Genomic DNA, 24,654 nt, shown 5'->3' on the forward strand with positions numbered 1-24,654 from the left:
TTTGTAGAATGTCTGTACAGGTATGAAGTTACGCATTTTAGAGGATCACCTGGGACAGTGTGAGCGGGAAAACGATGGAGAAAAGAAATGAGAACTATTGACAGATGAATGAGTTTAAGAGATATTGACTTTAAGAGAAAGAGATTTCTTCCAATTAGAACTGAATATGCCTTATGGTGGCTTCGTAAAGAAGCTGAAAAGGGAAGTTTGGTGAAAATCCAACGCGGTCCCGCCACTGTGAAGAGGAGGCACATAGAATAATCACTGTTTTTGAACGGGAAGGACTATGTGTTGATGAACCTGAGCCAGGAGACCTGCCATAAGGAAGAACATGAATTCCTACGGGAGATAGGAGGGTGTTACGTGGAAATGATTCCGTCATTATAATGAGCTATATTCCCGCGCATCTTCGTAAAGAAGGTGCGTTTTTTATTGATTTAAATTGAGGAGGAACGATTTTAATGGACTCTTTACCAGTAAGCTATTCAAAAATGGCGCAGACAAGATTAGTATTACCGCCGGATACCAATCATTTGGACACAATTTTTGGAGGAAAAGTACTGGCATATATCGATGAAATTGCCGCGCTGACAGCCATGAAGCACTCTAATTTCGTTGTCGTTACAGCGTCAATTGACTCTGTTGACTTTTTGTCTTCAGCCAAAGTAGGGGATGCCTTAACTTTAGAGGCCTGTGTTACGAGGACAGGACGTACATCGATGGAGGTGTATGTAAAAGTCTATGCCGACGATCTTCTTCATGGAAAAAAAGTGATGACAACCGAATCATTCTTAACGATGGTTGCTGTCGATGCAGAAGGAAAACCAAAGGCAGTACCAGCTATTATTCCTGAAACAGAGGAAGAAAAGAGGCTGTATGAGACAGCTCCCTCAAGAAAAGCGCATAGGCAAAACCGTTCAGCTCTTAGATGATGAAGCTATACTTCCCATAAAAAATCAAAAGAAGAACTCCCTTACCGGGAAATTCTTCTTTTGGTAGGAGAAGGTGTCGAGTAGCCGGTTCCTAAACAGGTTATAAAGACCATTAAGCAGCAGGGATGCGTGGCTGGCGGTCATGATAGCGGGGGTTATGACCGCTGCGCAGCAGATGTGCAGCTGGGGCGGTCTTTATTAGAGGTCTAAAGGCTGCTCAACAGAGAATAAATAAAGCTCACGGTCATTAGGCGAACAGAATTGAGCGGAAAAGCCATGCTCGTGACCAGAAGAGATAGTTATGAGGACAACTATAGGCATGAAAATGTTAAATCTTAACGCAAAGGTGTGCCAACTTCAATAGAAAAAAGACCAACCCGAGGGATTGGTCTTTTCTTCATTAAGATGATAGGTTTTCAGCTTTTCTATCCAGCACGGCTGGTGTTTCGTTGTTGTTTTTCCAAAAGTAACCAATAACTGCTCCGACAAGAGCTGGCAGAATCCAGCCAAGTCCGATGCCGTAGAGGGGCAGATAGGCTGCGTATGAATTACTAATCGATTCCAGCAGAGAATGGGAAGCACCAGGGATTGTTTCTGCTAAGGCATTGTAGCCATCGATGGTACTTAGAAAAAATGTCAGAATCATCGCGCCGGCGTAGACACTGCGCTTGTGCTGGAATAGATTCGAACTTAGTCCTAAGAAAATGAGGACGATCGCCAGTGGATATAAGAACATGAGCACTGGTACGGCAAAGAGAATGATATTGGTCAGGCCGAAGTTTGCGACCATGAACGAAACCAGCGATAGAATCAGGACGAATGTTTTGTAGCTGATTTTCGGATATATCGAATGGAAAAATTCACTGCAGGCAATGATCAGTCCGATGCTCGTTTTTAAACAGGCAAGCACGATAATGATTGCCAGCAGGATGGCACCGAAAGTTCCGAAATAATGCTGGGATACAGCGGCGAAAGTGAGTCCGCCATTTTCTAAGGTTCCGACAATTGATACGCTGGATGCACCCATGTAGGTGATCAGTCCATAAATGAGCATCATCAGTCCCATAGCGAACAAGCCGGATTTCCATGTCGCCTGGGCAATCGCCTTTTTATCGGTGATGCCGAGGTTTTTGATCGCATGGATGACCACGATTCCTAACGCCAGTCCTCCGAGTGCGTCCATCGTGTTGTACCCTTCTTTGAAGCCGGTCATAAAGGGCAATGTGCTATAGTCGCCGGTCGGTTCACCGAAGCTTCCCATCGGTTTTACGATCGCGGTAATAATCAACATAGATAAGAATAGTAAGAAAGCCGGGGTCAAATATTTACCGACGATATCCATGACCTTGGCCGCGTTCAGGGAAAAATAATAGACAATAGCAAAAAACAGGAAACTGAATACGGCTAGCCACAAACTGCTCTGTCCAGGCTCGATAAATGGTTCAAAACCGACGACGAACGGGACAGTTGCTGTTCTCGGAATGGCGAAAAACGGTCCGATTGTTAAGTAAAGAATGAGAGCGAATGCAATTCCGAATACCGGGTGTACCCGGCCCGCTAAATCCTGGAGCCCGTTGCTTCCGGATAGAGCGATTGCAAGAATGCCCATTAATGGGAGCCCGATAGCTGTGACAAGGAATCCTATCAGCGCAGGCCAAAATGAAGTTCCGGCGAGCTGGCCCAGCTGGATCGGGAAAATTAAATTACCTGCTCCGAAAAACAGGCCAAAGAGCATGGTGCCGATAACGGCATAGGTAGAGAATGGTGTTTTATGTTTCATCTGTATGTTCCTTTCCTGGTGTATAGTGCTTTTTGGACGAATAAAGATAATCCTACCAATAATGTTGGAAAGGGACAACAGTTTACGGGTATTTGGTAAAAAATATCGCCAGATTCTTATTAAATTGAAAAAGAGGGCGACTACTGATAACATTAGTGAAAAATGTACTTGTAAATGAGGGAATGATCATGCCAAGAGAATCGAAGCGACAGAAATTATTAGAAGCGGCTGCCCTGATTGTAACGGAACAAGGCAGTGACGCGCTGACACTGGACGCCGTGGCGAAACGGGCAGAAGTCAGCAAGGGCGGGCTTTTGTATCATTTTTCAACTAAGGAAGCGCTTGTTAAAGGGCTTGTGCAATATATGAATGATATCTACCGTGAAAACGTCGAAGAATTGGTAGAAAAAGACGATGGGGAGACCGGAAAATGGGCCAGGTCTTTTATCAATGTCATGCATGATAAAAGTAAGGAAAATCGGACGATCAGTGCCGGAATGCTCGCTGCTCAAGGGATTAATCCGAAACTGCTCAAGCCCCTTCAGGATACGTATGCGGACTGGCAGAATCATATCGAGCACGATGGAATCGACCAGGTGGATGCGACGATAATGCGTCTGGCCGTCGATGGTTTGTGGCTGTCAGAAATCTTCGGTCTCGGACCGCTGCCACCGAAATTAAGAGAACGCGTGCTTGAGCGTCTGCTTGAACAGACCTATGAATAGGCAGTGAAATTATTACATTATAAAAAAGTCACCGGCTCTTCGTAAGCCGGTGACTTTTCGTTATTCAGGATGCTTCTCTTTCTGCTGCCTCTGCTTTTTCTCTGTCTTCATTTACCATTTTGATAAACGACCAGCCTAACATCGGAAGGATGAACAACAGTGGGAACCCACCAATGATACTGATCGTCTGCAATGTCGTCAGTCCGCCCATGTTCATAAAAATCATCGGCAGGATGGAAAGGGCAAGTGCCCAGAACAGGCGGTTCCAGCGGAGGGGTTCTCCTTCGACATGCTTCTGGACGACAGAAGCGATGACATAAGAGCCGGAGTCGTACGTCGTTGATAAGAATATAGTCGCAAGCAGGACGAATACGATAATCGCGAGAGTCGCCAGTGGCAATTCTGTCAGCGTACCGATGATGGCTGCCGGTGCGCCTTGCTGGTTCAATGTTTCAATGACTGAATATTGACCGGTCAGCTCCAAATACATGGAATAGTTTCCTAGAATTCCGAAGAACAACACGGTGCCAAGACTACCAAACAACACGGTTCCGAACACGACCTGGCGGATGGTTCTCCCTTTGGAAATACGGGCGATGAACAGTCCGACAAACGGTGCGTAGACAATCCACCATGCCCAGTAGAAGACCGTCCAGCCTTCCGGGAACCCGGTCCGCTCGAACATGGCAAGGTCATTGAATGGTTCGGACCACGTGCTCATCAGGAAGAAGTTGTCCATCATTCTTCCGAGTGCCGTTCCGGTTGACTCCGTGATGAAAGTCGTCGGTCCGACTGCAAATACGAATAGGAGTAAAATGAATGCGAGCCAAAGGTTGATGTCGCTCAGCCTGCGGATTCCTTTTTGCAGTCCGGAATAGGCGCTGAGCCCGAATATCATCGTACAGAACATCAAAATGATGGACTTGGTTGTCATCGTGTCCGGCATGCCGACAAGATGGTTCAGTCCGGCAGAAATGATTGGGGCGGATAACGCGAGTCCGGTTCCGCCACCACCGAGCAGGCCGAACATGAACAGGATGTCCACGAGTCGTCCGATCGGTCCGTCGGTATATTTTCCAAGAACCGGACGACAGGCTTCGCTGATTTTGAAAACTTTCGTCTTTTTAACAAAGAACATATAGCCGATTGGCAGGGCCGGGATTGCGAACATGGCCCACGCGATCGGTCCCCAATGGAAAAATCCATAAGTGGAAGCCCATTGAATCGCTTCTTGTGAACCTGGTTCCAGACCGAATGGCGGTCCCTCGTAATAGTAAGCCCACTCGATGACACCCCAGTACAGAATACCGGTGCCAATCCCACTCGTAAATAACATCGCAGCCCAGGAGCTTGTTTTAAATTCGGGCTTCGTGTGTTTGTCTCCGAGCTTGATATCCCCGTACCTGCTAGTTCCAATGAATATTAAAAATAGAAGCAGGGCAAGTCCCACACCTAAAAATAGGAAACCCAATCGCTGGGTCATTATCTCATTAACGGCTAATACCACTTCTTTACCTTGTGTCGGAAATACGATGAGGGGCAGGGATACAAGCAGCAATAAAGCCAGCGCCCCTCCAAACGTTTTCCAATCCATGAGTTCTTTTCTCAAAAGAAATCCTCCTCTATGTGTTGAATTGTTTCGTTTTCTCGACACATTAAACTGTACAATCCAGACGGTTTTCTTTCAAAGTCCGGATAGCGCAGTAAATAGAAGATAGACGCATCATATTGAAAATGCGACGAGTTCAGTTACTTTTATACTTGATTTTGCCTGATGAATGTAGAGGATGGCACTGTATAGATGTTTTATATTTATTTTTTAAAAAATGTTTGAAAGTAAACAGTCCGGATGGTATAGTTTTGTCGTGATCAAAAAACAACGTTCACCTATTGAAGGAGGAATTGTCATGAAGCATAAAGTTATCCTTACTTCTGCCGTAACAGGAGCAGGAGATACAATAAAGAAAAACCCGCATGTACCTGTAACACCAAAGGAAATTGCAGAGTCTGCGATTGAATCGGCGAAAGCGGGGGCTACGGTTGCCCACGTACATGCCCGTGATCCGGAGACTGGCGGGATTAGCCACAATGTTGAGCATTATCGTGAGATTGTCGACTGTATCCGTGAATCAGAAACCGATGTGATCATAAACATCACCTCTGGTGGAGGCGGCGACTTCATCCCGAGCCTGAATACGCCGGCAGCGGGTGGTGATGGAACGGACATTCAGACACCGGCTGAGCGTCATGAACCGGTTGGCGAGCTGCTTCCGGAGATGTGTACGTTGGATTGCGGAAGCACGAACTTCGGTGACATGATTTATATGAGCCCGACAGATTGGCTCCGTGAACAGGCGAAGCTTATCCAGAATAGCGGTGTAAAGCCGGAACTGGAATGTTTTGATACCGGCCATGTTCGTTTTGCCAACCAGTTAGTGGAAGAAGGACTGATCGATGGTGATCCGATGTATCAGTTTTGCCTGGGAATTCCTTGGGGGGCAGCGGCTGATGTCGAAACGATGTCCTATATGAAAAATCGCATTCCTGACAATGCGCACTGGTCCGCTTTCGGAATCGGACGGATGCAGATGCCGATGGCTTCTCAATCTGCACTTCTTGGCGGTAACGTTCGTGTCGGGCTTGAAGATAATATTTATCTGTCCAAAGGTGTTGTGGCGAAAAACGAACAGCTTGTTGATAAAGCTGTCACGATGCTGAATGGCCTGGATTTAGAGCCGATGACACCAAAAGAAGCTAGAGAATTGCTGAATCTGCGTAACCCGAACGGAGGTAAATAAACATGAGCGTACAAAAAGCAGCAGTAGTCGGAACAGGAGTTATTGGTACAGGCTGGATCGTCCGGATGTTAGCCAACGGTTATGATGTCGTGGCGACCGACCCGGCAGAAGGTGCAGAAGAACACATGCGCAGAGCGGTGGAACAGGCGTGGCCGTACGCCGAGCAGCTAGGTTTAGCAGAAGGTGCTTCGAAAGGTCGCCTCACTTTTGAAAAAGAATTAGCAGAAGCGGTGAAAGACGCCGATATCATTCAGGAGAACGTCCCGGAAGTAGAAGAACTGAAGCAGACCGTCCTGCAGAACATCGATCGACATGCGAAGCCGGATGCGATAATCGGTTCCAGTACATCTGGTATTATGCCGTCCGAACTGCAGGCCAACCTGCAGCATCCGGAGCGCTTTGTGGTGGCGCACCCGTTCCACCCAGTTTATATTTTGCCATTGGTGGAAGTCGTACCAGGAGAACAGACAACAACAGAGAATACAGAAAAGGCGAAAGCTTTTTATGAAGCGATCCAGATGCGCGTGCTATTGGTCCGTCATGAAATTGAAGGCCATATCGCCGATCGTTTGATCGAAGCGATCTGGCGCGAATCACTTCATATCGTCAATGAGGGAATCGCAACAACTGAAGAGGTGGACAAAGCGTTCACGCATGGCGCCGGTATGCGCTATGCCCAATATGGTCCGTTCTTGACTTTCCATTTGGCCGGTGGTGAAGGTGGCATGCGCCACATGCTGAAGCAATTCGGCCCGGCATTGAAAAAACCATGGACGAAACTGGAGGCACCGGAGCTTACCGATGAGCTGTATGATAAAGTGGTATCCGGTTGTGAAGAGCAGTCCAACGGCATGTCCATGAGCGAACTGGATGCACACCGGAATGAGTTTTTGGTCAAGTTATACGATCTCGTCCAGGAGTATTGGCCGAAAGAAACAGAGAAAACACGCGTATAAGGAGGATGGCGTCATGGATTTTAATTTTCAACAAACCGTCCCTGCGGCGTGGGTGGATTATAACGGTCATATGAACGATGCGGAATACAACCGGGCGTTCAGCCAGGCGACCGATGCGTTCATCGACCATATCGGTTTAGATGCCGCAGCGCGCAGTGAGTTTGATTACACGATTTTCACACTGGAAACCCATGTTTGCTACTTGCAGGAGATGAAAGAGGGACAAGCATTCGAAATTACTTCCCGCGTGCTTGATTATGACGAGAAGCGGATCCATCTGTTCTTATCAATGTATAATGCGGATGGTGAACTGGTAGCGACGTTAGAGGAAATGCTGATGGGAATTGATGTGAATGAGGGAAGAGGCGCACGTTTCCCGGGAAATATTGAAGCTGTGATTGCTCAGTTGTTCGAGAAAGACAGTGGTCTTGGGAAGCCGAAACAGGCAGGCCGAACGGTTGGTATCAAAAGAAAATAACCTTAAGCAGGCTCTCTATTCTTAGGGGGTCTGCTTTTTTATGGGAAGTTTCACCCATAATTGGAAATAACATGTTAAAATTTTCGGATAGGTAACTTGGACAAAGGAGGGGCAGCTTTGAAAAAAATCTATTTTTTGTTGGTGGCGATCGCCGTAATGGTGATTGCTGCCGGGTGTGCAAAGGCGGAAAGCGGCGACGTGACGATACAAAAGAACCCGGATTCCGATTATGAAAAAACATTCGACGAACTAGCGTTAGGGGAATTAAATGAATACACGTATCATCGACCTAAGGATGAAAGCTTGACAGGTGAAATTTTCGTTGAACTTTATGAAAATGGGGTAAAACAGGAAAACACTACTTCCTTATCTTTTAACTGGGAGGAAGGGGGAGAGCAAGAGGGCGCCCTCGGAATGGGACTCATCGAGCACAACCAGGAAGAGCCTTCTCTGCTGCTCTACAGCCCGGACGGCACACTGAAGTCCAGTAAGTTACAAGGAACTATTTGGACGGATTTAAGTATAAGAGGCTGGCAGGATGCTGTCGGGGGAGAAGAATTGAGCCTGGAAACAGGAAAAGAATATATTTTAGGTGCTTATACTGGCTCGATTGGTAACGAAATGAGCATGTATGATTTAACTGATGAAGAAGAGTTAGAGGAGATGCTGAATGCTCATGAATTTGTTTTGTTGTTTAAAATAAGACTGGGTGAGAATGACCAAGGTTAGACAGCCTGAGGAATAGCCATGCTACCCATTTAACGGTTGGTCAGCCAGCCATTCCATAATCGTCATTGTTTTTCCGTTAACTTCCATCGGAGGATCATTGTTGAACAGGTAAATCCATGTACAGTGAGGATGATATTGAAAGGTTGATCCAGCGCTGTGTTTGTATAGTCCAGATTTATTACGGACCTGAAATATCTCGAGATCGCGCATTTCACAAGTTGGTTTATGCTTAAAAAAATGGTAGATCAAACCAATAAATAGCACTAATAGACTAAATTACAACAAACATTAAAAAATTTCTGAAAATTGTATTGAAATCGCTTTCCTAACAAGCTATAATTTTCATTGAAACGTTTCAATGAAATGTTAACTTGCAGATGAATGCTGGAGAAGAGGGAATATATTGGCTACTTTGAAGGATGTAGCGAAAAAAGCTGGTGTCAGTGTTGCAACTACTTCTTATGTAATGAATGGAAGTAAGCTTATCACGGAAGAAACAAAAGAAAAGGTTTTGGCGGCGGCGAAAGAACTAGGCTATCGCCCCAATGGAAATGCCAAAAATTTAAAGAAGAACAAAACCCATATCATCGGCTTTTTCTTAAGTGGATTCACGGGACCGTTTTTTAACGAATTGTTAGAAGGAATACAGGTTACGGTCATCAAGAATGGTTATGAGATGGTCGTATGTGCCTCGGATGATAAGCATCGTTTGTTGCTGGAACAATATGTGGATGGTGCCATCATCCTGAACTATCATATCGCCGATGAATTGTTGGACAGCCTAGCGAGTGAAAAGTTTCCGTTAGTTGTGCTGGATCGGGACTTGGAGAATCCTCACATCAGCCAGGTTTTACTTCCGAACAAACATGGCATGAAGCAAGTAGTTGATCATCTTGTAGAAGAAGGGCATCAGCGAATCGGTTTTATTGCCGGTTCTGAAGAGTCGTTTGATGGTGAAAGTCGTTTGGAAGGATTCAAGGAATCCCTTGCCACTAGAGGTTTGAGTTTTGATAAGAAAGATTTACTCAGGGCTGATTTCACAGAAATCAGCGGTCTTCTATGCATGAAAGAATATCTGGATAAGGAAGCTGATTATCCGACAGCGTTTGTTTCTGCCAATGATGAAATGGCGATGGGGGCGATTAAAGCTGTTCAGCAAAAAGGCATGAAAGTCCCGGAAGATATCGCTTTTACCGGTTTTGATGATATTGACTTATCTCGCTATTTCCACCCGTCTTTATCAACCGTCTGTGTTCAAAAGAAACAATGGGGACGGATTGCTGCAGAAACGTTGTTCCATATGCTGGAGAAAAAACACGCTGTTGCAGAGGAGGAGATTACGATTGAATTTATTCCGAGGGAATCAAGCTTGAAAGGAGTGATGAGAGATTAAAGTAGAAAGCGAAAAAATCATTATTAATGGGAAGGAAACCTTGCTTTATGGGGCTGAACTTCATTATTTCCGTATTCCTAAACAGGATTGGCGCAGCCGAATCCAGGAAGCGAAAGATGCCGGAATCAATATGATCAGTACCTATGTGCCGTGGATGTTCCATGAATATGAAGAGGGCTCCATTGACCTTACAGGGGAAACGAGGGGTGAACGCGATTTTCAGTCATTTTTACAAGTGGTTTCTGAAGAGGATATGTATTGTCTTGTCCGACCGGGCCCCTATGTAATGGCAGAAATTGTTGATCATGGGGTTCCGACATGGTTCATTGAAAATTACCCGGTGGCACTGGCGCAGACAGACGAAGGGAAGGCGCATCCAACCAGGGTGGTCAGTTATATGCACCCGACCTTTTTAGGCAAGGTGGAGCGCTGGTACAGCGAAGTCTGTTCCATCATTAAGCCTTTTCAGGTTGATGCGGGTGGCCCAGTCATTATGTTCCAGCTTGACAATGAAGTCGGTATGTTCCATTGGGTTACCAACCAGGGTGATTACAATGAAGTAACAATCCAACAATTCGAACAATACTTATATGACAAACAAGTAGACGATTCTACGAACCAGGAAGTTTACGAAACTGCCTGCAAAGTTGATGAACCTGCCAACTACATGCTGAAACATCCCGAGGAACCTGCCGCACAACTATTAAAAAATGAGTATTACCTATTTATGCGAAGTCATTATCGAATGTACCTCGAGCACCTGAAAGAACTGGCGAAGCAAAATGGGATAAACGTTCCGTGGATCGTCAATATACACGGATTTCATACGATTGATTATCTGAAAAGGGGAACCATGTATCCGATTGGTGTTGCGCAATTGTTGGAAGCGGCCAAAATGGAAAATACCATGATGGCAGGCGATTATTACATTGGCAATATTGAGTTTGATAATTATGTAGATATTGTACTGGCTAACGCTTTTACGAAATCGATCCAGTCGCCGGATCAGCCTCTCTTTTCTGCTGAATTCCAGGGGGGATGTTCTTCGGACAAGCCGCGACTGCAGCCGAGTACTTTTGATTTAACGACACGTCTATGTTTTGCAAATGGGATGAATGGCGTTAATTACTATATGTTCACCGGTGGCGAAAACTATGAAAATATCGGTTTGAATGGAAGAAGGCATGAATGGCAGGCGCCGCTGTCAGCTTCTGGAGAAAAAAAGCCCCATTTTCAAGCCATCCAACATTTAGGCAGGATGTTTCAAACATTTGAAAAACCGTTACTCGATTCGAAACAAACCATTGATACCTGTGTGGCGTTTTATCCGGATTACTACATGACGGAATATAGTAATCTTTTTTCTTCCACGATTATTGAAACGTTTCAACAGGAGCGGGATCTCAATATCTACAACGGTGTAGCAAGGGGGTTGCGGGTAAATAACATCATTTTTGATAGTCTCAATATTCAAAACAGCAAGCGGATCAATGTGGAAGAAGTGCCGACGCTGTGGATGTTCTCGATGAACTGGATGCATGCCGATGTACAGCAGAAGCTGATTGATTATCTGGAAGATGGCGGAAAACTGGTCTTGTTCCCGTCTATTCCGACTAAGGATGTGAACAACAACCAGTGTACGTTGTTGAAGGATTACATTGATGTCGGCTTGAGAGGCAGGAAGACAGGTTTTGCCACAGTTGGTGACATTGACAGTGTCCAAACGACATACATGGAGACATTCGAGGTGGATGATGGTGCATTTGCCTGGTCGGAAGATGAAGAAAAAAGTGTGGCAGCCTTTGAAAAAAGGTTAGGAAAAGGAAGGCTGATTGTATTCGGTGTCGGCTTGGAGCTTAATTACCATTATAAATATGATGTTGTTCAACAGCTGGCTGACCGTGTAGGCATAACAAGCAACTTTAACTTGGAGCAGGAACTGGATGTCTCTGTAAGAGCAATAGATAACGATAGCTATTTTGTTTTTCTTCATAATTTTGATGAATACAAGAAGGAAACTCCTGTTTTTAAAGATGATCAGCCCTTATTTGGTGGCGCATCGGTTACAGTACCGCCAAAGGGCGGCCTGATGCTTCCCGTTCATATTCCACTTACGGAAGATGTGCAACTTATTTATGGAACCGCAGAAGTTTTTGGTGTTAGTGAATCCACAGATACATTATCCCTGGATGTGAAACTGAAACAGACCGAGGAAGAAATTGTGGTTGAATCGAGCCGTTGGCAGCCGTTGGCAGCTGTGGGAGTGGAGGTGGAAAAGAAAACTGACGATCAGTACAAAGTCAAACTGCTTCCATCATTGGAAGAGAAAGTGACCATCCATTTTGTTGAAGCTACTTAGGCCCTTTGATTTACAAAAAATTAGAAGAGGTGTATAAGATGAAAAAATGGTTTACTCTTGTATCTTTATTTGCGATTTTCGCACTTTTGGTGGCATGCTCGGACGATTCCCAGTCAGAAGGAAAAGAATCTGAAGATGGCGGCAGTGACAGTGGTGAAGAAGTAACACTTACTATTGCAAGCTGGTCGTTCGGTTCAGAAGGGGAAGCGAACCTGGATCGTATGATGCTGGAAGCGTTCATGGAAGAGCACCCGAACATCAAGGTGGAAATTGATGATTCGATCAGTGATCCTTGGAATGAATCGCTTGCTTCGGCAGCCAGTGGCGGTGAGATGCCAGATGTGTATGCCATTCCTCACATTCCGACTGGTGTTGCCAATGACTGGATGCTGGATGTGACAGAGTATGTCGAAGCCGATGAAGATTATAGCAACCTGCCTCAAACTGTACAGGAAGCAAACGAATACAGCGGTACAGTTTATGGCATTCCTTCCGCTCAGCACATCCTTGGTTATTACGTAAATAAAGATTTATTCAATGAAGCTAACCTTGATGTTCCTTATCTTGGTATGAACATCGATGAATTCACATCAGCTGTAAGAGATATTACAAACGTCAACCAGGGCGTCATCGGCTTGAATGAAGCTAATGCAATTCCGGAATGGTACCCTGCTGCTGCAAGCGAGGACATGGGCTGGTATACATTCAATGATGGTTTCCATTTAGATAGCAATGAGTTTATCAGTGGAATCGAAGTGGCAAGCAATATCAATACAAACGGATATGCTTTTGCAACACTTTCGGAAGACGAGCAGGCCAGTTTTGATGGTGAAGATGTCAACGAAGTTTGGATGAATAGTGGTATCGGAATCCGATGGGATGGCAGCTGGGCAATCGGCGTCTATGAACAGAACGCAGACTTCGATTGGGACTTTATCGGTATTCCAGGTGATAGAACTGTAATTACCCATGATTACTATGGTATTTCCAGTGCGACAGAGCATCCGGAAGAAGCATATGAGTTAGCGAAATGGATGGGATTCGGTAAAGAAGGTGATATGAAGCGGATGGAAATTGCTGAGCAGGAAGAAGAAGTCAGCCTGAATGGTGTACCAATGTTAAACGATGAAGAAGTATTGGATGTTTATTTTGAAACAGTAGACGTACCTGGACTTGAGAAAGCCTACGAGAACATTGAAAGTGCGGTCGTAGAGCCGTTCAAAACGACACCAGGTTATGGACAGGCACGCTGGGAAGCACCGACAGGGGTATCGGTTGGTGACGAAGGAAATGCAACGATTGGTGCGTTGATTGATGCAAGTACCAGAGGAGATATCAATATCGAAAATTATGCCGGTCAAATAAACGACTTGGCTAATCAGAAATACCAGGAAGAACTTGAAGCAATCGGAGAGTAAAGCTTTGAGAAAGGTTGAGGAGGTAACTTCATGAAATCTAAGGTGCTGTTATGGTCCCTGTTAATACTGTTTTTTATTCCACAAACGGTTACTCAAGCTAACGGTGATGAAGCCGATGCTGTCGAGCAAATAGAAGAACAGAGTTATCGCCTCGAACTCAACAAATGGAAGGAACAAGGTTTGGATAGCACTGCTCCATTCGAGCGTGCTATCTCACCTTCTTCATTTACAGGAATTGATGATGAACTATTGCCCTCAACGGAGAGCCAAGGTTATGGGGATCGCGTATTCTATTGGCGTAATCAAAAATCATTAACGGTTGAAGTCGAGGTAGAAGAAGAAGGATTATACGAGATTGGCTTTGATTATTTACCACAAGGTGATTTGATAATGCCAATAGAGGGTGCAATCCAGGTTAACGGCGACTATCCCTTTTCAGAAAGCAGGCAGATCATTTTTCCAAGTAAATGGAAAAATGAAACAGAAGATTTCGAAACAGATCGATTGGGAAATGAAATCATCCCGAAACAGCAGTCTATACAGGAATGGTCGCATGTAAAGGCTGAGGATTCGACTTATTTATACAAGCGGCCGCTTAAGTTCCATTTGAATGAAGGGAAAAACACGATTACATTACTTAACTTAAGGGGTGAGATGCTTGTAGGAGATGTTCATGTAACTTCTCCTGAACAAATCCCTGATTACCAAAGCTATGTAGACAATCATCCGGATGCAGAGAAACAGAAGGAACTGAATGTATATGAAGCAGAACATCCTTCTGAGAAAAACAGTTCTTATATCAGGCCGGAGTCGAGAGAGGATCCATCCGTCCACCCTTACGACAAAGACCACTTATTATTGAACACATTTGGCGGTGAGTCCTGGAGTGAGCCGGGACAGACGGTCAGCTGGGAAGTCGAGGTAGAAGAAGAGGGATTCTATCAATTGACATTCAAGGCGTTACAAGATAAAGAGTCAAAATCCCCTGTATACCGGAAATTATTGATCAATGACCGCGTCCCTTTTGAGGAAGTGGAGCACTATCAATTCAAATATAGTAATAAGTGGTACAACGAGACCATGACTAACAAGGATGGAGAACCTTTCTATTTTTATTTAGAAGAAGGAACAAACAAGATAAGTCTGAAGGCAGACCCTTCTCCACATTCTCGTGTCTTATTCGTGATCGACGATGTCATGCGGGAGATAGATAAGCTATCATTATCGATTCGAAAATTAATCGGTAATCAGTCGGGAACCCGTGATTGGAAGATGGAAGAATATATCCCTGGGGTGGATCAACAAATAAAAGGCTGGACCGGACAATTGAAAGAAGAAGTGGCATATCTCCGTGCCCTGAGTGGTGAGGAGGATTCAACCGAAGTTACTTCGTTGAATATCGCGATTGATAAGTTAGAAAAGCTGGCAGCTGAACCGGATGAGATTCCGAATCGGCTGACCCAATTGTCGACAGGGTCCAACTCCGCAGCCCAGCTGCTGGGTGAAATATCAATGGACCTATCTGCCCAGCCATTGTTATTGGATCGCTTCTATGTCCACGGAAATACTGGACTCCCCGATGCCGAGGCCGGATTTTTTACAAAAGCGAAAGACTCGGTCGTAAATTTCTTTCAATCATTCGGAGAGGATAATCTCGCTACCACTGAAGTGGCGGACGACACACTTGAAGTGTGGGTAAATCGCCCAAGACAGTATGTTGAATTGCTTCAAAACATCACCGATCAGAATTTTACTCAGCAAACAGGAATCAAAGTGAAATATTCATTGATGCCGGATGAACAAAAACTAGTCCTTGCAAGCGCAGCCAACACGCAACCGGATTTGGCGCTGGGAATCAGTAACTGGGTGCCGTATGAACTCGCGATTCGTGGAGCTGCCGTTGACTTAAGGCAATTCGATGATTTCAACGAGGTAGGGAAACAATTTTCACCAGGTGCCTTCCTGCCGTTAGTGATCGAAGACGGTGTCTACGCATTGCCTGAAACGCAGGACTTCTTCGTCCAGTTTTATAGGAAAGATATCATGGAAGAATTGGATATTCCTATTCCAGATACGTGGGATGAGGTTACGGAAATACTGCCGGAATTACAGCGTTACGGAATGAATTATTATACACCTTTAGCTCAGGAATCTGCATTCAAAGCGTTCCAGGTTACTTCTCCGTTCATTTATCAATTTGGCGGAAGCCTATATGAAGAAGATGGCATGGGAACGACCATTGATGAAGAGAATGCATTGGAAGGTATGCAGTTCATGGCTGATTTAAGCACGATTTACAGCATGCCTTTGCAGGTGCCGAGATTTTATAACCATTTCCGGTATTCGACACTTCCGATCGGTGTAGCGCCGTTCGGAACCTACGTCGAGCTTACGACAGCAGCCCCGGAAATCTCCGGGTGGTGGGATATCACCCCACAGCCTGGTATCGAACAGGAAGATGGAACTGTGGAAAGATGGGCCCCTGGTTCTGGACAGGCATCGATGATATTTGACGGAAGCGGAAAAAAAGAAGATGCCTGGGAGTTGTTGAAGTGGTGGATGTCAACAGAAACCCAGACAGAATTCGCCGTCACGTTACAAACGTTATTCGGACCGGAATATATGTGGAACACAGCCAACCTCCAGTCGTTTGAACAATTGCCTTTACCGCAGGAACACAAGGAAGTCGTGCTCGAGCAGTGGGAGTATTTGAGGGAAGTACCAAAAACACCATACTCCTATATGGTAGAACGTGAGATTAGTAACGTCTGGAATAAGGTCGTGTTTGATGGCGAAAATGCCCGTGCTGCTGTAGATGACAGCGTTATATTGATCAACCGGGAAATGCGAAGGAAGCTTGAAGAGTTCGGATATATGGATGATGGCGAAGTGGTCAAGCCGTATACCATTCCGACGATAGAAACGATTGAAAGGTGGCTGGAAGCAGATGAATAACAGAAATTATTTAAGTACCTCGGTATTTCTGGCTCCTTACTTGATCTTGTTTACAACCTTCATTGTTATCCCGGTGGCGATTGCGATCGGTTTGTCATTTACGTACTTCAATACAATTGAAATGCCGTCGTTCATCGGGTTGGCCAATTATGTCAATATTATCACGCAGGACAACACGTTCATGCAGTTTGTATTGCCGAACACCCTTATCTTTTCCCTGATTGTCGGACCTGGCGGGTACATCCTGGCCTTTTTACTGGCCTGGATGCTTGCCCAGATTTCAAAAGGCCCTCGAACGGTACTCGCCTTGATTCTATTTTCCCCGTCCATGACAGCGGGTGTGGCGATGGCCGTCGTTTGGAAAATCATTTTCAGTGGAGATCAGACCGGTTATTTGAATAATTTATTGATCTCGATGGGGTTCATCAATGAACCGATCCAGTTCCTGCAGTCACCGAATTACTTGATGATCATCATGATTCTAGTAACCCTGTGGGGGAGTATGGGGGTCGGGTTCCTGGCTATGTTATCCGGTGTTTTGAACATTGATAAGGAAATCTATGAGGCCGCCTATATCGACGGCATCAGGAACCGTTTTCAGGAAATAATTTATATCACCATTCCTTCGATGAAACCACAAATGCTATTTGGTGCCGTAATGGCAGTAGTGACGACATTCCAGGCCGGGGCGATCGGTGTTGAGCTTTCAGGACAGAACCCGACACCGCAATATGCCGGTCAGTTGATCGTCAACCATTTGGAGGATTTTGGGTTCATCCGTTACGAAATGGGTTACGCTGCCGCGTTGTCCGTACTATTGCTTTTGTTCATTTATGGCTTTTCGCGGGTGGCTATGAAGTTATTTGCAGAAAAAGATTGATAGGTTACTAACTTGAGAGGGGTGGGGAAATGGCATCTTTTCATGGTACGAAAATAAATCCAGACAGGTTTCACCGGAGTCAATTGAAGTTTTACTTCTTTCTGATACCAATGGCAACATTGATGATCATTCCGATCGTTTATATCTTTTCCCATGCATTCAAACCGATTGATGAGCTGTTTGCTTATCCACCGCGGTTCTTTGTGCAGAAACCTACGTTACAGAATTTCTATGACCTGGCCAGCAACACGAATGCTACCGGTGTACCAATGTCCCGATATCTATTCAACAGTATCGTTGTCACCGTTATCGTCGTTTTCCTGACGGTGTTGATCAGTACGATGGCTGGCTATGTGTTTTCGAAAAAGAACTTCAAGTTCAAGAAAACGTTGTTTGAAATTAATACGCTGGCCTTGATGTTCGTGCCGGCAGCAGTCGTTATTCCACGTTATTTGTTGATCGATGAGGTTGGATTATTGGATACATTTTTCGCTCATATCTTTCCGTTGTTAGCGATGCCGGTCGGATTGTTTCTGGTAAAACAGTTCATCGACCAAATACCGGATGAATTGATCGAAGCGGCAAGGATTGATGGTGCCAATGATTTTCATATTTTCTTTAAAATCATCATTCCATTAGTGAAACCTGCCATTGCAACTATTTCCATTCTTGCTTTCCAGGCTGTGTGGAATAATGCAGAGACATCTACCTTATTTGTCGATGATGAAAACTTGAAGACATTCGCCTTTTTCATGTCTACATTAGCGGCAGAAACAGGCGGCAACTCTGTGGCAGGGCAAGGGATGGCCGCTGCTGCATCATTGATCATGTTTGTACCGAACCTGATCATCTTCATCTTCATGCAAAGCAAAGTCATGAACACGATGGCACACTCTGGAATCAAGTAATTATTAGGAGGAAGGGAAATGAGGGAATTCTTCATTGCAGTATTTAGCTTTTTGTTGATCATATTGTTTCCCACACTTTCCTCTGCTTCCGTTTCTGTCCCTTATAAAACAGAAACATTGACAGCTGATGGAAATGTTATCGAAACGCAAACAGCATATGTCCCTATCGGTCTATTTGCCAAAGGTACAGAAATTGTCAATCCAGAAGATATTTATATCGATCAGGAGGGCTATATCTACGTCGCGGATTCCGGTACGAAAACCGTCACTAAGTTTGATAATGAAGGAAATGACTTAAAGGTATATGGTACAGACGTACTGAATCAGCCAATGGGCGTTCACGCCGACCGGAATGGCGATGTATATGTCGCAGATTATGGGAATCAGAAGGTATTCAAATTCCAGGAAGATGGTGATTTAGACGAGGAGTATGAAAGGCCAGAATCGCCATTATTCGGAAAAAGCGCTCCGTACAAGCCGGAAAAAGTATCGGTAGATAAACGCGGGAACATCTATATCATTGGTGAAAGTGCCAATAACGGGATTATCCAATTAAGTCAGGATGGTACCTTCCTTGGTTACTATGGGGCCAATACCCTGCCGCCGTCTGTCGGTACGTTCGTGCAGGATATGATTACGACACAGCGGCAAAAAGCAAACCTATTCATGAAAGAACCACCTGCTTCAGGCAACATATCGATAGATGAACAAGGGCTGGTCTACACAGTAACATCCGGCACCAGCTGGGAAGCAATCCGCAAATTGAATATCGCTGGCGGAAATGTGCTCCCTTCCGATATGACAGAGGAGAACAACCTGGTCGACATTTCTGTCGGTTCGATCGGAAACATCTATACGATAGGAAACGATGGCATCATCTATGAGTATGACAGTTCGGGTAATCTGCTCTTCTCTTTTGGTGGTAAAACGAATGAAAACAATCGCCTTGGATTAACGATGCAGCCGTCCAGTATCGAAGTGGACGAGGTGGGGCGGTTGTATGTGACTGACCGGGAGCAAGGAAATATCCAGGTCTATGAGCCGACGGAATTCACTACTGTACTTCATCAGGGCTTAGCCCTTTTTGAAGAAGGCTACTATGTTGAGAGTGAAAAATATTGGAATGAAATTCTTCGATTGAACTCTTCTTTTGGCCTTGCCCACACGGCCAAAGGGGAGGCGCTTTACAAACAGCAGCAATATGACGAGGCGCTGAAAGAATTCGAATTAGCCAATGACAAGGGCGGCTATTCCAATGCCTTTTGGGAAATCCGTTACCGTTGGCTTGAATCTAACCTGGCTAGTGCTTTTATGATTATCTTTGCTTTCTTTTCTGCCAGATTTGCGATTAGATACGCTGATAAAAAGAAGAACATTCTCGAACCTGCCAGAAGAAAGACGAAGAAGTTCAAAGCACAAAGTCTTGTTAATGAGCTGTTGTTTCTAACGCGGTTCATCAAGCATCCGATTGATAGTGTCTATTATTTGAAAAACTATGAGCGTGTATCGATTTTATCCGCTACCTTGCTGTATCTCGTGCTGGTCGTGGAATACTTGTTGACAATCTATTGGACGGGCTTCCTGTTCACCAATAGAATACTGGAAAACGTCAACTTCTTTTTTGAGATTGGTACCGTTCTAATTCCACTGTTATTATTCATTGTCGTCAACTATTTAGTCAGTACAATCACCGACGGAGAAGGTAAATTCCGAGACGTCTACATCGGTACGATTTACTCGCTGGCACCGATCATTTTATTTTTACTGCCTGTGACACTGATCTCAAATGTGCTTACTTTTAACGAGGCGTTCATTTATACATTTTCGATGCAAATCATCATCGTCTGGTCGGTCATCATTTTGTTTACTACGATCAAAGAGATTCATGACTTTACCTTCTGGGGAACTGTCCGAAACATTCTGGTCACCTTGTTCGGAATGTTCCTTACCGTATTAGTGTTCTTTGTTCTCTATGTATTGTTCGATCAGGTAATTGACTTTGTAATTTCTATCATCGAGGAGGTGATTCTTCGTGTCTAGCAAATGGAAATGGATTGTACTTGTGGTTGTCCTGTTATTTCCTATACAAGTAATCGCCAACTCACTGATCGATGATGATCCTGATACAGATATAACGGAGGAACAGGAGAAGCGTTCAAATGAAATGTTCCGTTATAAATCGAATCAGTACACTCAGCCGGAAAATGAGGAAGCGACCGTAGATAATGCCGTTTCACTCGATGGATATGAGCAGGTGGCAGTGAATGATCACCTCGCTCTTTATGTAGAACCGGAGTCCTTAGCGTTGAAAATAGAAAATAAACATACTGGCTATCTATGGAGTTCGGGTCTTGAAGAAGATAAGGATTATAATTTGAACAACACCTGGTCGCAAATGGCTCATTCGGCAATCACAATTGATTATATCGATGATAAAGATAAATCGTCGACCGAAAGCATTTTGACCAATGAATCCGAGGTGTCCCTAACCAAACAGGCCAATGGTTTCTCCGCAAAGGTCTCGTTTGAAGATGCAGAAATTACGGTCCAGCTGGACGTCCATTTGGATGGCGATTCGATTGAAGTCCATGTTCCGCAAGACGGGATTGAAGAGGATGAAAATAAACTTGCCACCATGAGGCTTTACCCATTCTTAGGTGCTGTCGAAGGTACAGACACAGATGGTTACCTGTTTATCCCAGACGGGAGCGGGGCTCTCATGCGATTTGATGAAAAACAAGTGCAGTCGATGGCGCCATATCGAGCTTCTATTTATGGAGATGACGAAGGATTCAAACGGTCGGCAAAGGAAGAAGGAGACGTTCAAGTGAATCCTGCTCAAAAAATTACGATGCCAGTATATGGTGTAACGAACGGAGTTGATGAGAACGGCTTTATCAATGTGATTGATGAAGGAAAAACGTTCGCAGATATCATCGCCTATCCATCCGGTATCGCAACCGACTTTCATTGGATCACGGCCCAGTATAATTACCGCTATCAATATTATCAGCCAACAAGTAAAAATATGAGCGGCTATAATGTCTATCAGGAACAAAGAAACGAATTTGATGTAAACGAGCGCATTACGTTCCTGGAAGATGAAGCCGCCAATTATGTCGGGATGGCACATACCTACCAGCAGTACTTGCTTGATCGGGAGATGCTCGCTGCCCGGGAAGACCATGCAGATATCCGGTTGGAATTTTTAGGCGGGGAAGTGAAAAGCGGGCTTTTGCGAGATTCTGTTCAGCCGATGACGAAAGTGACGGACTTGCCTGACTATGTAGAACAACTGAAACAACAGGAAGTAGAAGATATGCATGTCGTTTATCGTGGCTGGACGGAAGGCGGTTATACAGGAACATTGCCGAAGAAGTTTCCGTTTGAGAATGAACTGGGCAGTGATTCCGAGTTCAGTGATGTAAATGACTTTTTCAAAGATAACGAGATTCCACTTTATTATTACACGGATTATACCAAGGCGTATCATGGGGCGTCCGGTTTTTCTGGAAAAACAGACATTGCAAGAAAAATAAGCGCAGAGACGATGGGAGGAAAAGATGGGGAGACAGATTTTTATTATCTCAGTCCATTAAAATCATTGGAAATAGCGAAGGATGACCGCTCCGAATATGAGAAGAATGGGGTGGAGAATTTAGCTGTCGATTCCAGTGCCAATCTATTATTCTCCGATTTTAACAATGGCGCCACGAGACCTGAGGTAATGGAAGTCTATCAGGATATGTTCGAAGAATTGCGGACATCGGTAGATTCTCTTTCGTTATATCAACCGAATGACTATCTACTTACTGAAGCAGATCGTTACTTGGATATTCCGCTATACTCGTCCAATTATAGTTTTGTGACAGACACCGTTCCATTTTTGCAAATCGTATTGAAAGGTTATGTTCCTTACTATGCGTCCTTTTCGAATTTCCAGTATAGTCCTGAGGATGAAGTGCTGCGCATGATTGAATACGGTGCTTATCCTTCATTCTATTTGACGACGGAACCTTCACACCAATTGATGCACACACCTTCTGAAGATCTCTATACCTCCCAGTTCCAGGATTGGGAGGAAGCGATTGTCGAGCAATACAAAATGGTGAAAGAAAGCCTGGGACCAGTCGAAGGAGAGACTATAACATCTCGGAATGTCTATAAAACAGGGGTTGTCGAAGTCGGTTATTCGAATGGAAAATCGGTCATCGTCAATTATACCAACGAAGATATAAACATAGAGGGAACCGAAGTGAAAGCCAAAGGATATACGGTTACCGACCGGGGGAATCCATCATGAAGCAAATGTCACTGAAAAAGAAGCGAAGTCTAATAGGTCTCTCATTTTTATCTCCCTGGATTATTGGGTTCCTGGTCTTTACGGCATTTCCGCTCATTTATTCTCTGTTCCTAAGCTTTCAAAAGGTGAAAATCACGCCGAGCGGCATAAAGACCGATTTCATCAAGTTTGAAAATTACGTCTATGCTTTTACTGTCGATAGTCAATTCACAGCCATCTTGATCAAATTTCTGAGGGAGCTGCTCATTTCCACGCCGATCATCATCGTGTTTTCGTTGATTATTGCGTTGTTACTCAATCAGCCGATCCGGATGAAGGGTTTTTTCCGGACCATATTCTTCCTGCCTGTCATCATTGCCAGCGGTCCGGTAATCACGGACTTGATGGCCCAGGACGTAACATCGATTCCTTCGATCGAGGAATATGCCATTTTTGCCACGGTCTTATCGAGCACAGGCGGGCTGCTGAATACGATTCTCGTGTACTTGATGGATAACCTCATCATCATTCTCTGGTATTCAGGTGTCCAAATATTGATTTTCTTAGCGGCATTGCAAAAGACGGACAAGCAGATCTATGAAGCAGCAAAAATCGATGGTGCCTCCAACTGGGAGTGTTTTTGGAAAGTGACCTTACCGACGCTTTATCCAATGATCATCGTCAATCTGATTTATACGATTGTCACCTACTCGGTATTCGCATTGAATCCAGTAGTAGACCATATCCAGGCGAACATGTTCGAAATTTCAACCGGCTTTGGTTACGCTTCGGCACTATCGTGGATGTACTTTCTAGTCATCGCTTTCGTATTAGCTGTCAGTGTAGGGGTCATGGCTGCCAGGGGTAATAAAAAATACAATTAAAGGAGGGATGAACATGCTGGATACCAGGCTGTCCCATGCTCAAAGAAAAAGGATCGATAAATACTCTACGAAAGCGAAGGCTTACCTGCTCGGGGTACAAGGAAATAATGGGCTGTTGTTTAAACTCGCTGTCTACAGCCTCTTGATCGGAATAGGATTTGTCTATCTTTTTCCAATCATTTACATGGGTTCTTACAGCTTCAAGTCATTAGAAGATCTATTGAATCCATTGATCAGCTGGATTCCATCTACTTTTTACACGGAAAATTATCAGGTCGCCTACAAGGTGTTGAATCTATTTCCAACTTTACTGGAAACACTGTACGTAACAGTTATTCCAGCACTTGCACAAACAGCGGTAGCAGCGGTGATCGGTTATGGGTTTGCCAGGTTCGAATTTCCGCTCAAAAAAATATTACTCGTCCTGGTGCTGATCACGTTTATAATACCGCCTCAGGTGCTGTTGATACCGAGGTATGTATTCTTCAATGAGCTGGAGTTGATCGGTAGTATTCTCGCATTCTTACTTCCGGCTTTGTTTGGGCAAGGTTTGAACAGTGCGATTTTCATCTTGATTTTCTATCAATTTTTCCGGATGATGCCAAAGGCGCTGGAAGAAGCGGCGCATTTGGATGGGGCAGGGAATTTTCGTATTTTCATTACGATTGCTATTCCGATGGCTGTTCCGGCAATCATCATTTCTTTCCTCTTTTCATTCGTCTGGTATTGGAATGAAACAGCGCTCGCCAGTCTCTACTTTGGGAATGCGCTGACAACGTTACCGATAGAGTTAGGGAAATTCAATGCGACGTTTGAGCAGCTATATGCAGGAGACACCTCGACGCAAAACATCAACGAAGGAATCAGTATGGCCGGCACGATGCTTTCAATTTTGCCGCTCTTGATCGTCTATTTCTTTACGCAGAAATGGTTTGTCGAAGGAGTGGACCGTTCCGGTATCACAGGAGAATAATAACTATTCCATCTTGTTTGCCAGTTACCATTACTATACTGAGAGGAACGGGTCAGGGAAATAGCTCGCTTTCCGCGGGGAAGGCGGCAAGCCTCCTCGGGCTTAAAGCCCTGCGGGGTCTTGCCTGTCTTCTTTTCCCGCAGGAGTCTCGCCATTTCCCCTCCCCTTTATGTTAGAAAAGGTTAATGGAACCATTGCAAATGT

At 44.7% G+C, this 24,654-nt stretch carries 18 protein-coding genes and 1 riboswitch; of the genes, 16 read left to right on the forward strand and 2 right to left on the reverse strand.

All coding sequences use genetic code 11. The features are described 5' to 3' along the window. Positions 1-157: 157 nt before the first annotated feature. Positions 158-336: riboswitch (cobalamin riboswitch) on the forward strand. Positions 337-461: 125 nt separating this feature from the next. Next, positions 462-932, forward strand: a complete 471-nt coding sequence (locus tag FHS45_RS02620) for an acyl-CoA thioesterase (RefSeq protein WP_062445075.1) — start codon at positions 462-464, stop codon at positions 930-932. A 400-nt stretch (positions 933-1,332) separates the two neighbouring features. Here the strand turns inward: FHS45_RS02620 and brnQ are convergent, their stop codons facing one another. After that, entirely contained in the window at positions 1,333-2,712 is a 1,380-nt protein-coding gene (brnQ, locus tag FHS45_RS02625) for a branched-chain amino acid transport system II carrier protein (RefSeq protein WP_062445078.1), read from the reverse strand. A 188-nt stretch (positions 2,713-2,900) separates the two neighbouring features. Between brnQ and FHS45_RS02630 the strand changes: the two genes are divergently transcribed. Next, complete coding sequence (locus FHS45_RS02630; RefSeq protein ID WP_062447814.1) at positions 2,901-3,437, forward strand: TetR/AcrR family transcriptional regulator; 537 nt, start codon at positions 2,901-2,903, stop codon at positions 3,435-3,437. Positions 3,438-3,501: 64 nt separating this feature from the next. Here FHS45_RS02630 and FHS45_RS02635 read toward each other — a convergent pair whose 3' ends face one another. After that, positions 3,502-5,046 (reverse strand): BCCT family transporter, encoded by a 1,545-nt coding sequence (locus FHS45_RS02635; RefSeq protein WP_062445080.1) that lies wholly within the window; start codon positions 5,044-5,046, stop codon positions 3,502-3,504. A gap of 298 nt (positions 5,047-5,344) precedes the next feature. Between FHS45_RS02635 and FHS45_RS02640 the strand changes: the two genes are divergently transcribed. The 14 genes from FHS45_RS02640 to FHS45_RS02705 all read left to right on the forward strand — a co-directional run bounded on the left by FHS45_RS02640 (position 5,345) and on the right by FHS45_RS02705 (position 24,450). Beyond that, the gene (locus tag FHS45_RS02640; RefSeq protein ID WP_062445082.1) at positions 5,345-6,235 is read left to right on the forward strand and encodes a beta-keto acid cleavage family enzyme; all 891 of its coding nucleotides are present in this window, start codon (positions 5,345-5,347) and stop codon (positions 6,233-6,235) included. A 2-nt stretch (positions 6,236-6,237) separates the two neighbouring features. Next, positions 6,238-7,191: a 3-hydroxyacyl-CoA dehydrogenase NAD-binding domain-containing protein gene (locus FHS45_RS02645; RefSeq protein WP_062445085.1), complete on the forward strand. Its 954-nt coding sequence runs from the start codon at positions 6,238-6,240 to the stop codon at positions 7,189-7,191. Between the two features lie 13 nt (positions 7,192-7,204). After that, a complete protein-coding gene (locus FHS45_RS02650) occupies positions 7,205-7,669 on the forward strand; it encodes a thioesterase family protein (protein WP_062445086.1) in 465 nt (154 codons plus the stop codon). 117 nt (positions 7,670-7,786) lie between these two features. Continuing rightward, positions 7,787-8,398, forward strand: coding sequence for a hypothetical protein (locus tag FHS45_RS02655; RefSeq protein WP_062445088.1), 612 nt, complete (start codon positions 7,787-7,789; stop codon positions 8,396-8,398). A 403-nt stretch (positions 8,399-8,801) separates the two neighbouring features. Then, complete coding sequence (locus tag FHS45_RS02660; protein WP_062445090.1) at positions 8,802-9,791, forward strand: LacI family DNA-binding transcriptional regulator; 990 nt, start codon at positions 8,802-8,804, stop codon at positions 9,789-9,791. A gap of 22 nt (positions 9,792-9,813) precedes the next feature. Then, complete coding sequence (locus FHS45_RS02665) at positions 9,814-12,150, forward strand: beta-galactosidase (RefSeq protein ID WP_258953992.1); 2,337 nt, start codon at positions 9,814-9,816, stop codon at positions 12,148-12,150. Between the two features lie 38 nt (positions 12,151-12,188). Beyond that, positions 12,189-13,568: an ABC transporter substrate-binding protein gene (locus FHS45_RS02670; RefSeq protein ID WP_062445094.1), complete on the forward strand. Its 1,380-nt coding sequence runs from the start codon at positions 12,189-12,191 to the stop codon at positions 13,566-13,568. A gap of 30 nt (positions 13,569-13,598) precedes the next feature. After that, positions 13,599-16,523, forward strand: a complete 2,925-nt coding sequence (locus FHS45_RS02675) for an extracellular solute-binding protein (RefSeq protein ID WP_208416245.1) — start codon at positions 13,599-13,601, stop codon at positions 16,521-16,523. Beyond that, positions 16,516-17,403, forward strand: a complete 888-nt coding sequence (locus FHS45_RS02680) for a carbohydrate ABC transporter permease (RefSeq protein WP_062445096.1) — start codon at positions 16,516-16,518, stop codon at positions 17,401-17,403. The genes FHS45_RS02675 and FHS45_RS02680 overlap by 8 nt, the downstream gene beginning before the upstream one ends. A gap of 29 nt (positions 17,404-17,432) precedes the next feature. Beyond that, positions 17,433-18,311: a carbohydrate ABC transporter permease gene (locus FHS45_RS02685; protein WP_062445098.1), complete on the forward strand. Its 879-nt coding sequence runs from the start codon at positions 17,433-17,435 to the stop codon at positions 18,309-18,311. An 18-nt stretch (positions 18,312-18,329) separates the two neighbouring features. Beyond that, a complete protein-coding gene (locus FHS45_RS02690) occupies positions 18,330-20,351 on the forward strand; it encodes a YIP1 family protein (protein ID WP_062445100.1) in 2,022 nt (673 codons plus the stop codon). After that, positions 20,344-22,614 (forward strand): DUF5696 domain-containing protein, encoded by a 2,271-nt coding sequence (locus tag FHS45_RS02695; RefSeq protein ID WP_062445102.1) that lies wholly within the window; start codon positions 20,344-20,346, stop codon positions 22,612-22,614. Before FHS45_RS02690 ends, FHS45_RS02695 begins: the two co-directional genes overlap by 8 nt. After that, positions 22,611-23,477 (forward strand): carbohydrate ABC transporter permease, encoded by an 867-nt coding sequence (locus FHS45_RS02700; protein ID WP_062445103.1) that lies wholly within the window; start codon positions 22,611-22,613, stop codon positions 23,475-23,477. Before FHS45_RS02695 ends, FHS45_RS02700 begins: the two co-directional genes overlap by 4 nt. Before the next feature lie 13 nt (positions 23,478-23,490). Next, positions 23,491-24,450, forward strand: coding sequence for a carbohydrate ABC transporter permease (locus FHS45_RS02705; protein WP_062445106.1), 960 nt, complete (start codon positions 23,491-23,493; stop codon positions 24,448-24,450). The last annotated feature ends 204 nt before the right edge of the window (positions 24,451-24,654 follow it).

Origin of the sequence: Thalassobacillus devorans, assembly GCF_011761345.1 — a bacterium.
Lineage (GTDB): Bacteria > Bacillota > Bacilli > Bacillales > Halobacillaceae > Thalassobacillus > Thalassobacillus devorans.

Bases quoted from the DNA above. Each gene is read 5' to 3' on its own strand.
- brnQ (WP_062445078.1), bottom strand. From the start codon at position 2,712: ATGAAACATAAAACACCATTCTCTACCTATGCCGTTATCGGCACCATG.
- FHS45_RS02670 (WP_062445094.1), top strand. From the start codon at position 12,189: ATGAAAAAATGGTTTACTCTTGTATCTTTATTTGCGATTTTCGCACTT.
- FHS45_RS02640 (WP_062445082.1), top strand. From the start codon at position 5,345: ATGAAGCATAAAGTTATCCTTACTTCTGCCGTAACAGGAGCAGGAGAT.
- FHS45_RS02705 (WP_062445106.1), top strand. From the start codon at position 23,491: ATGCTGGATACCAGGCTGTCCCATGCTCAAAGAAAAAGGATCGATAAA.
- FHS45_RS02675 (WP_208416245.1), top strand. From the start codon at position 13,599: ATGAAATCTAAGGTGCTGTTATGGTCCCTGTTAATACTGTTTTTTATT.
- FHS45_RS02645 (WP_062445085.1), top strand. From the start codon at position 6,238: ATGAGCGTACAAAAAGCAGCAGTAGTCGGAACAGGAGTTATTGGTACA.
- FHS45_RS02685 (WP_062445098.1), top strand. From the start codon at position 17,433: ATGGCATCTTTTCATGGTACGAAAATAAATCCAGACAGGTTTCACCGG.
- FHS45_RS02680 (WP_062445096.1), top strand. From the start codon at position 16,516: ATGAATAACAGAAATTATTTAAGTACCTCGGTATTTCTGGCTCCTTAC.
- FHS45_RS02690 (WP_062445100.1), top strand. From the start codon at position 18,330: ATGAGGGAATTCTTCATTGCAGTATTTAGCTTTTTGTTGATCATATTG.
- FHS45_RS02650 (WP_062445086.1), top strand. From the start codon at position 7,205: ATGGATTTTAATTTTCAACAAACCGTCCCTGCGGCGTGGGTGGATTAT.
- FHS45_RS02700 (WP_062445103.1), top strand. From the start codon at position 22,611: ATGAAGCAAATGTCACTGAAAAAGAAGCGAAGTCTAATAGGTCTCTCA.
- FHS45_RS02630 (WP_062447814.1), top strand. From the start codon at position 2,901: ATGCCAAGAGAATCGAAGCGACAGAAATTATTAGAAGCGGCTGCCCTG.
- FHS45_RS02620 (WP_062445075.1), top strand. From the start codon at position 462: ATGGACTCTTTACCAGTAAGCTATTCAAAAATGGCGCAGACAAGATTA.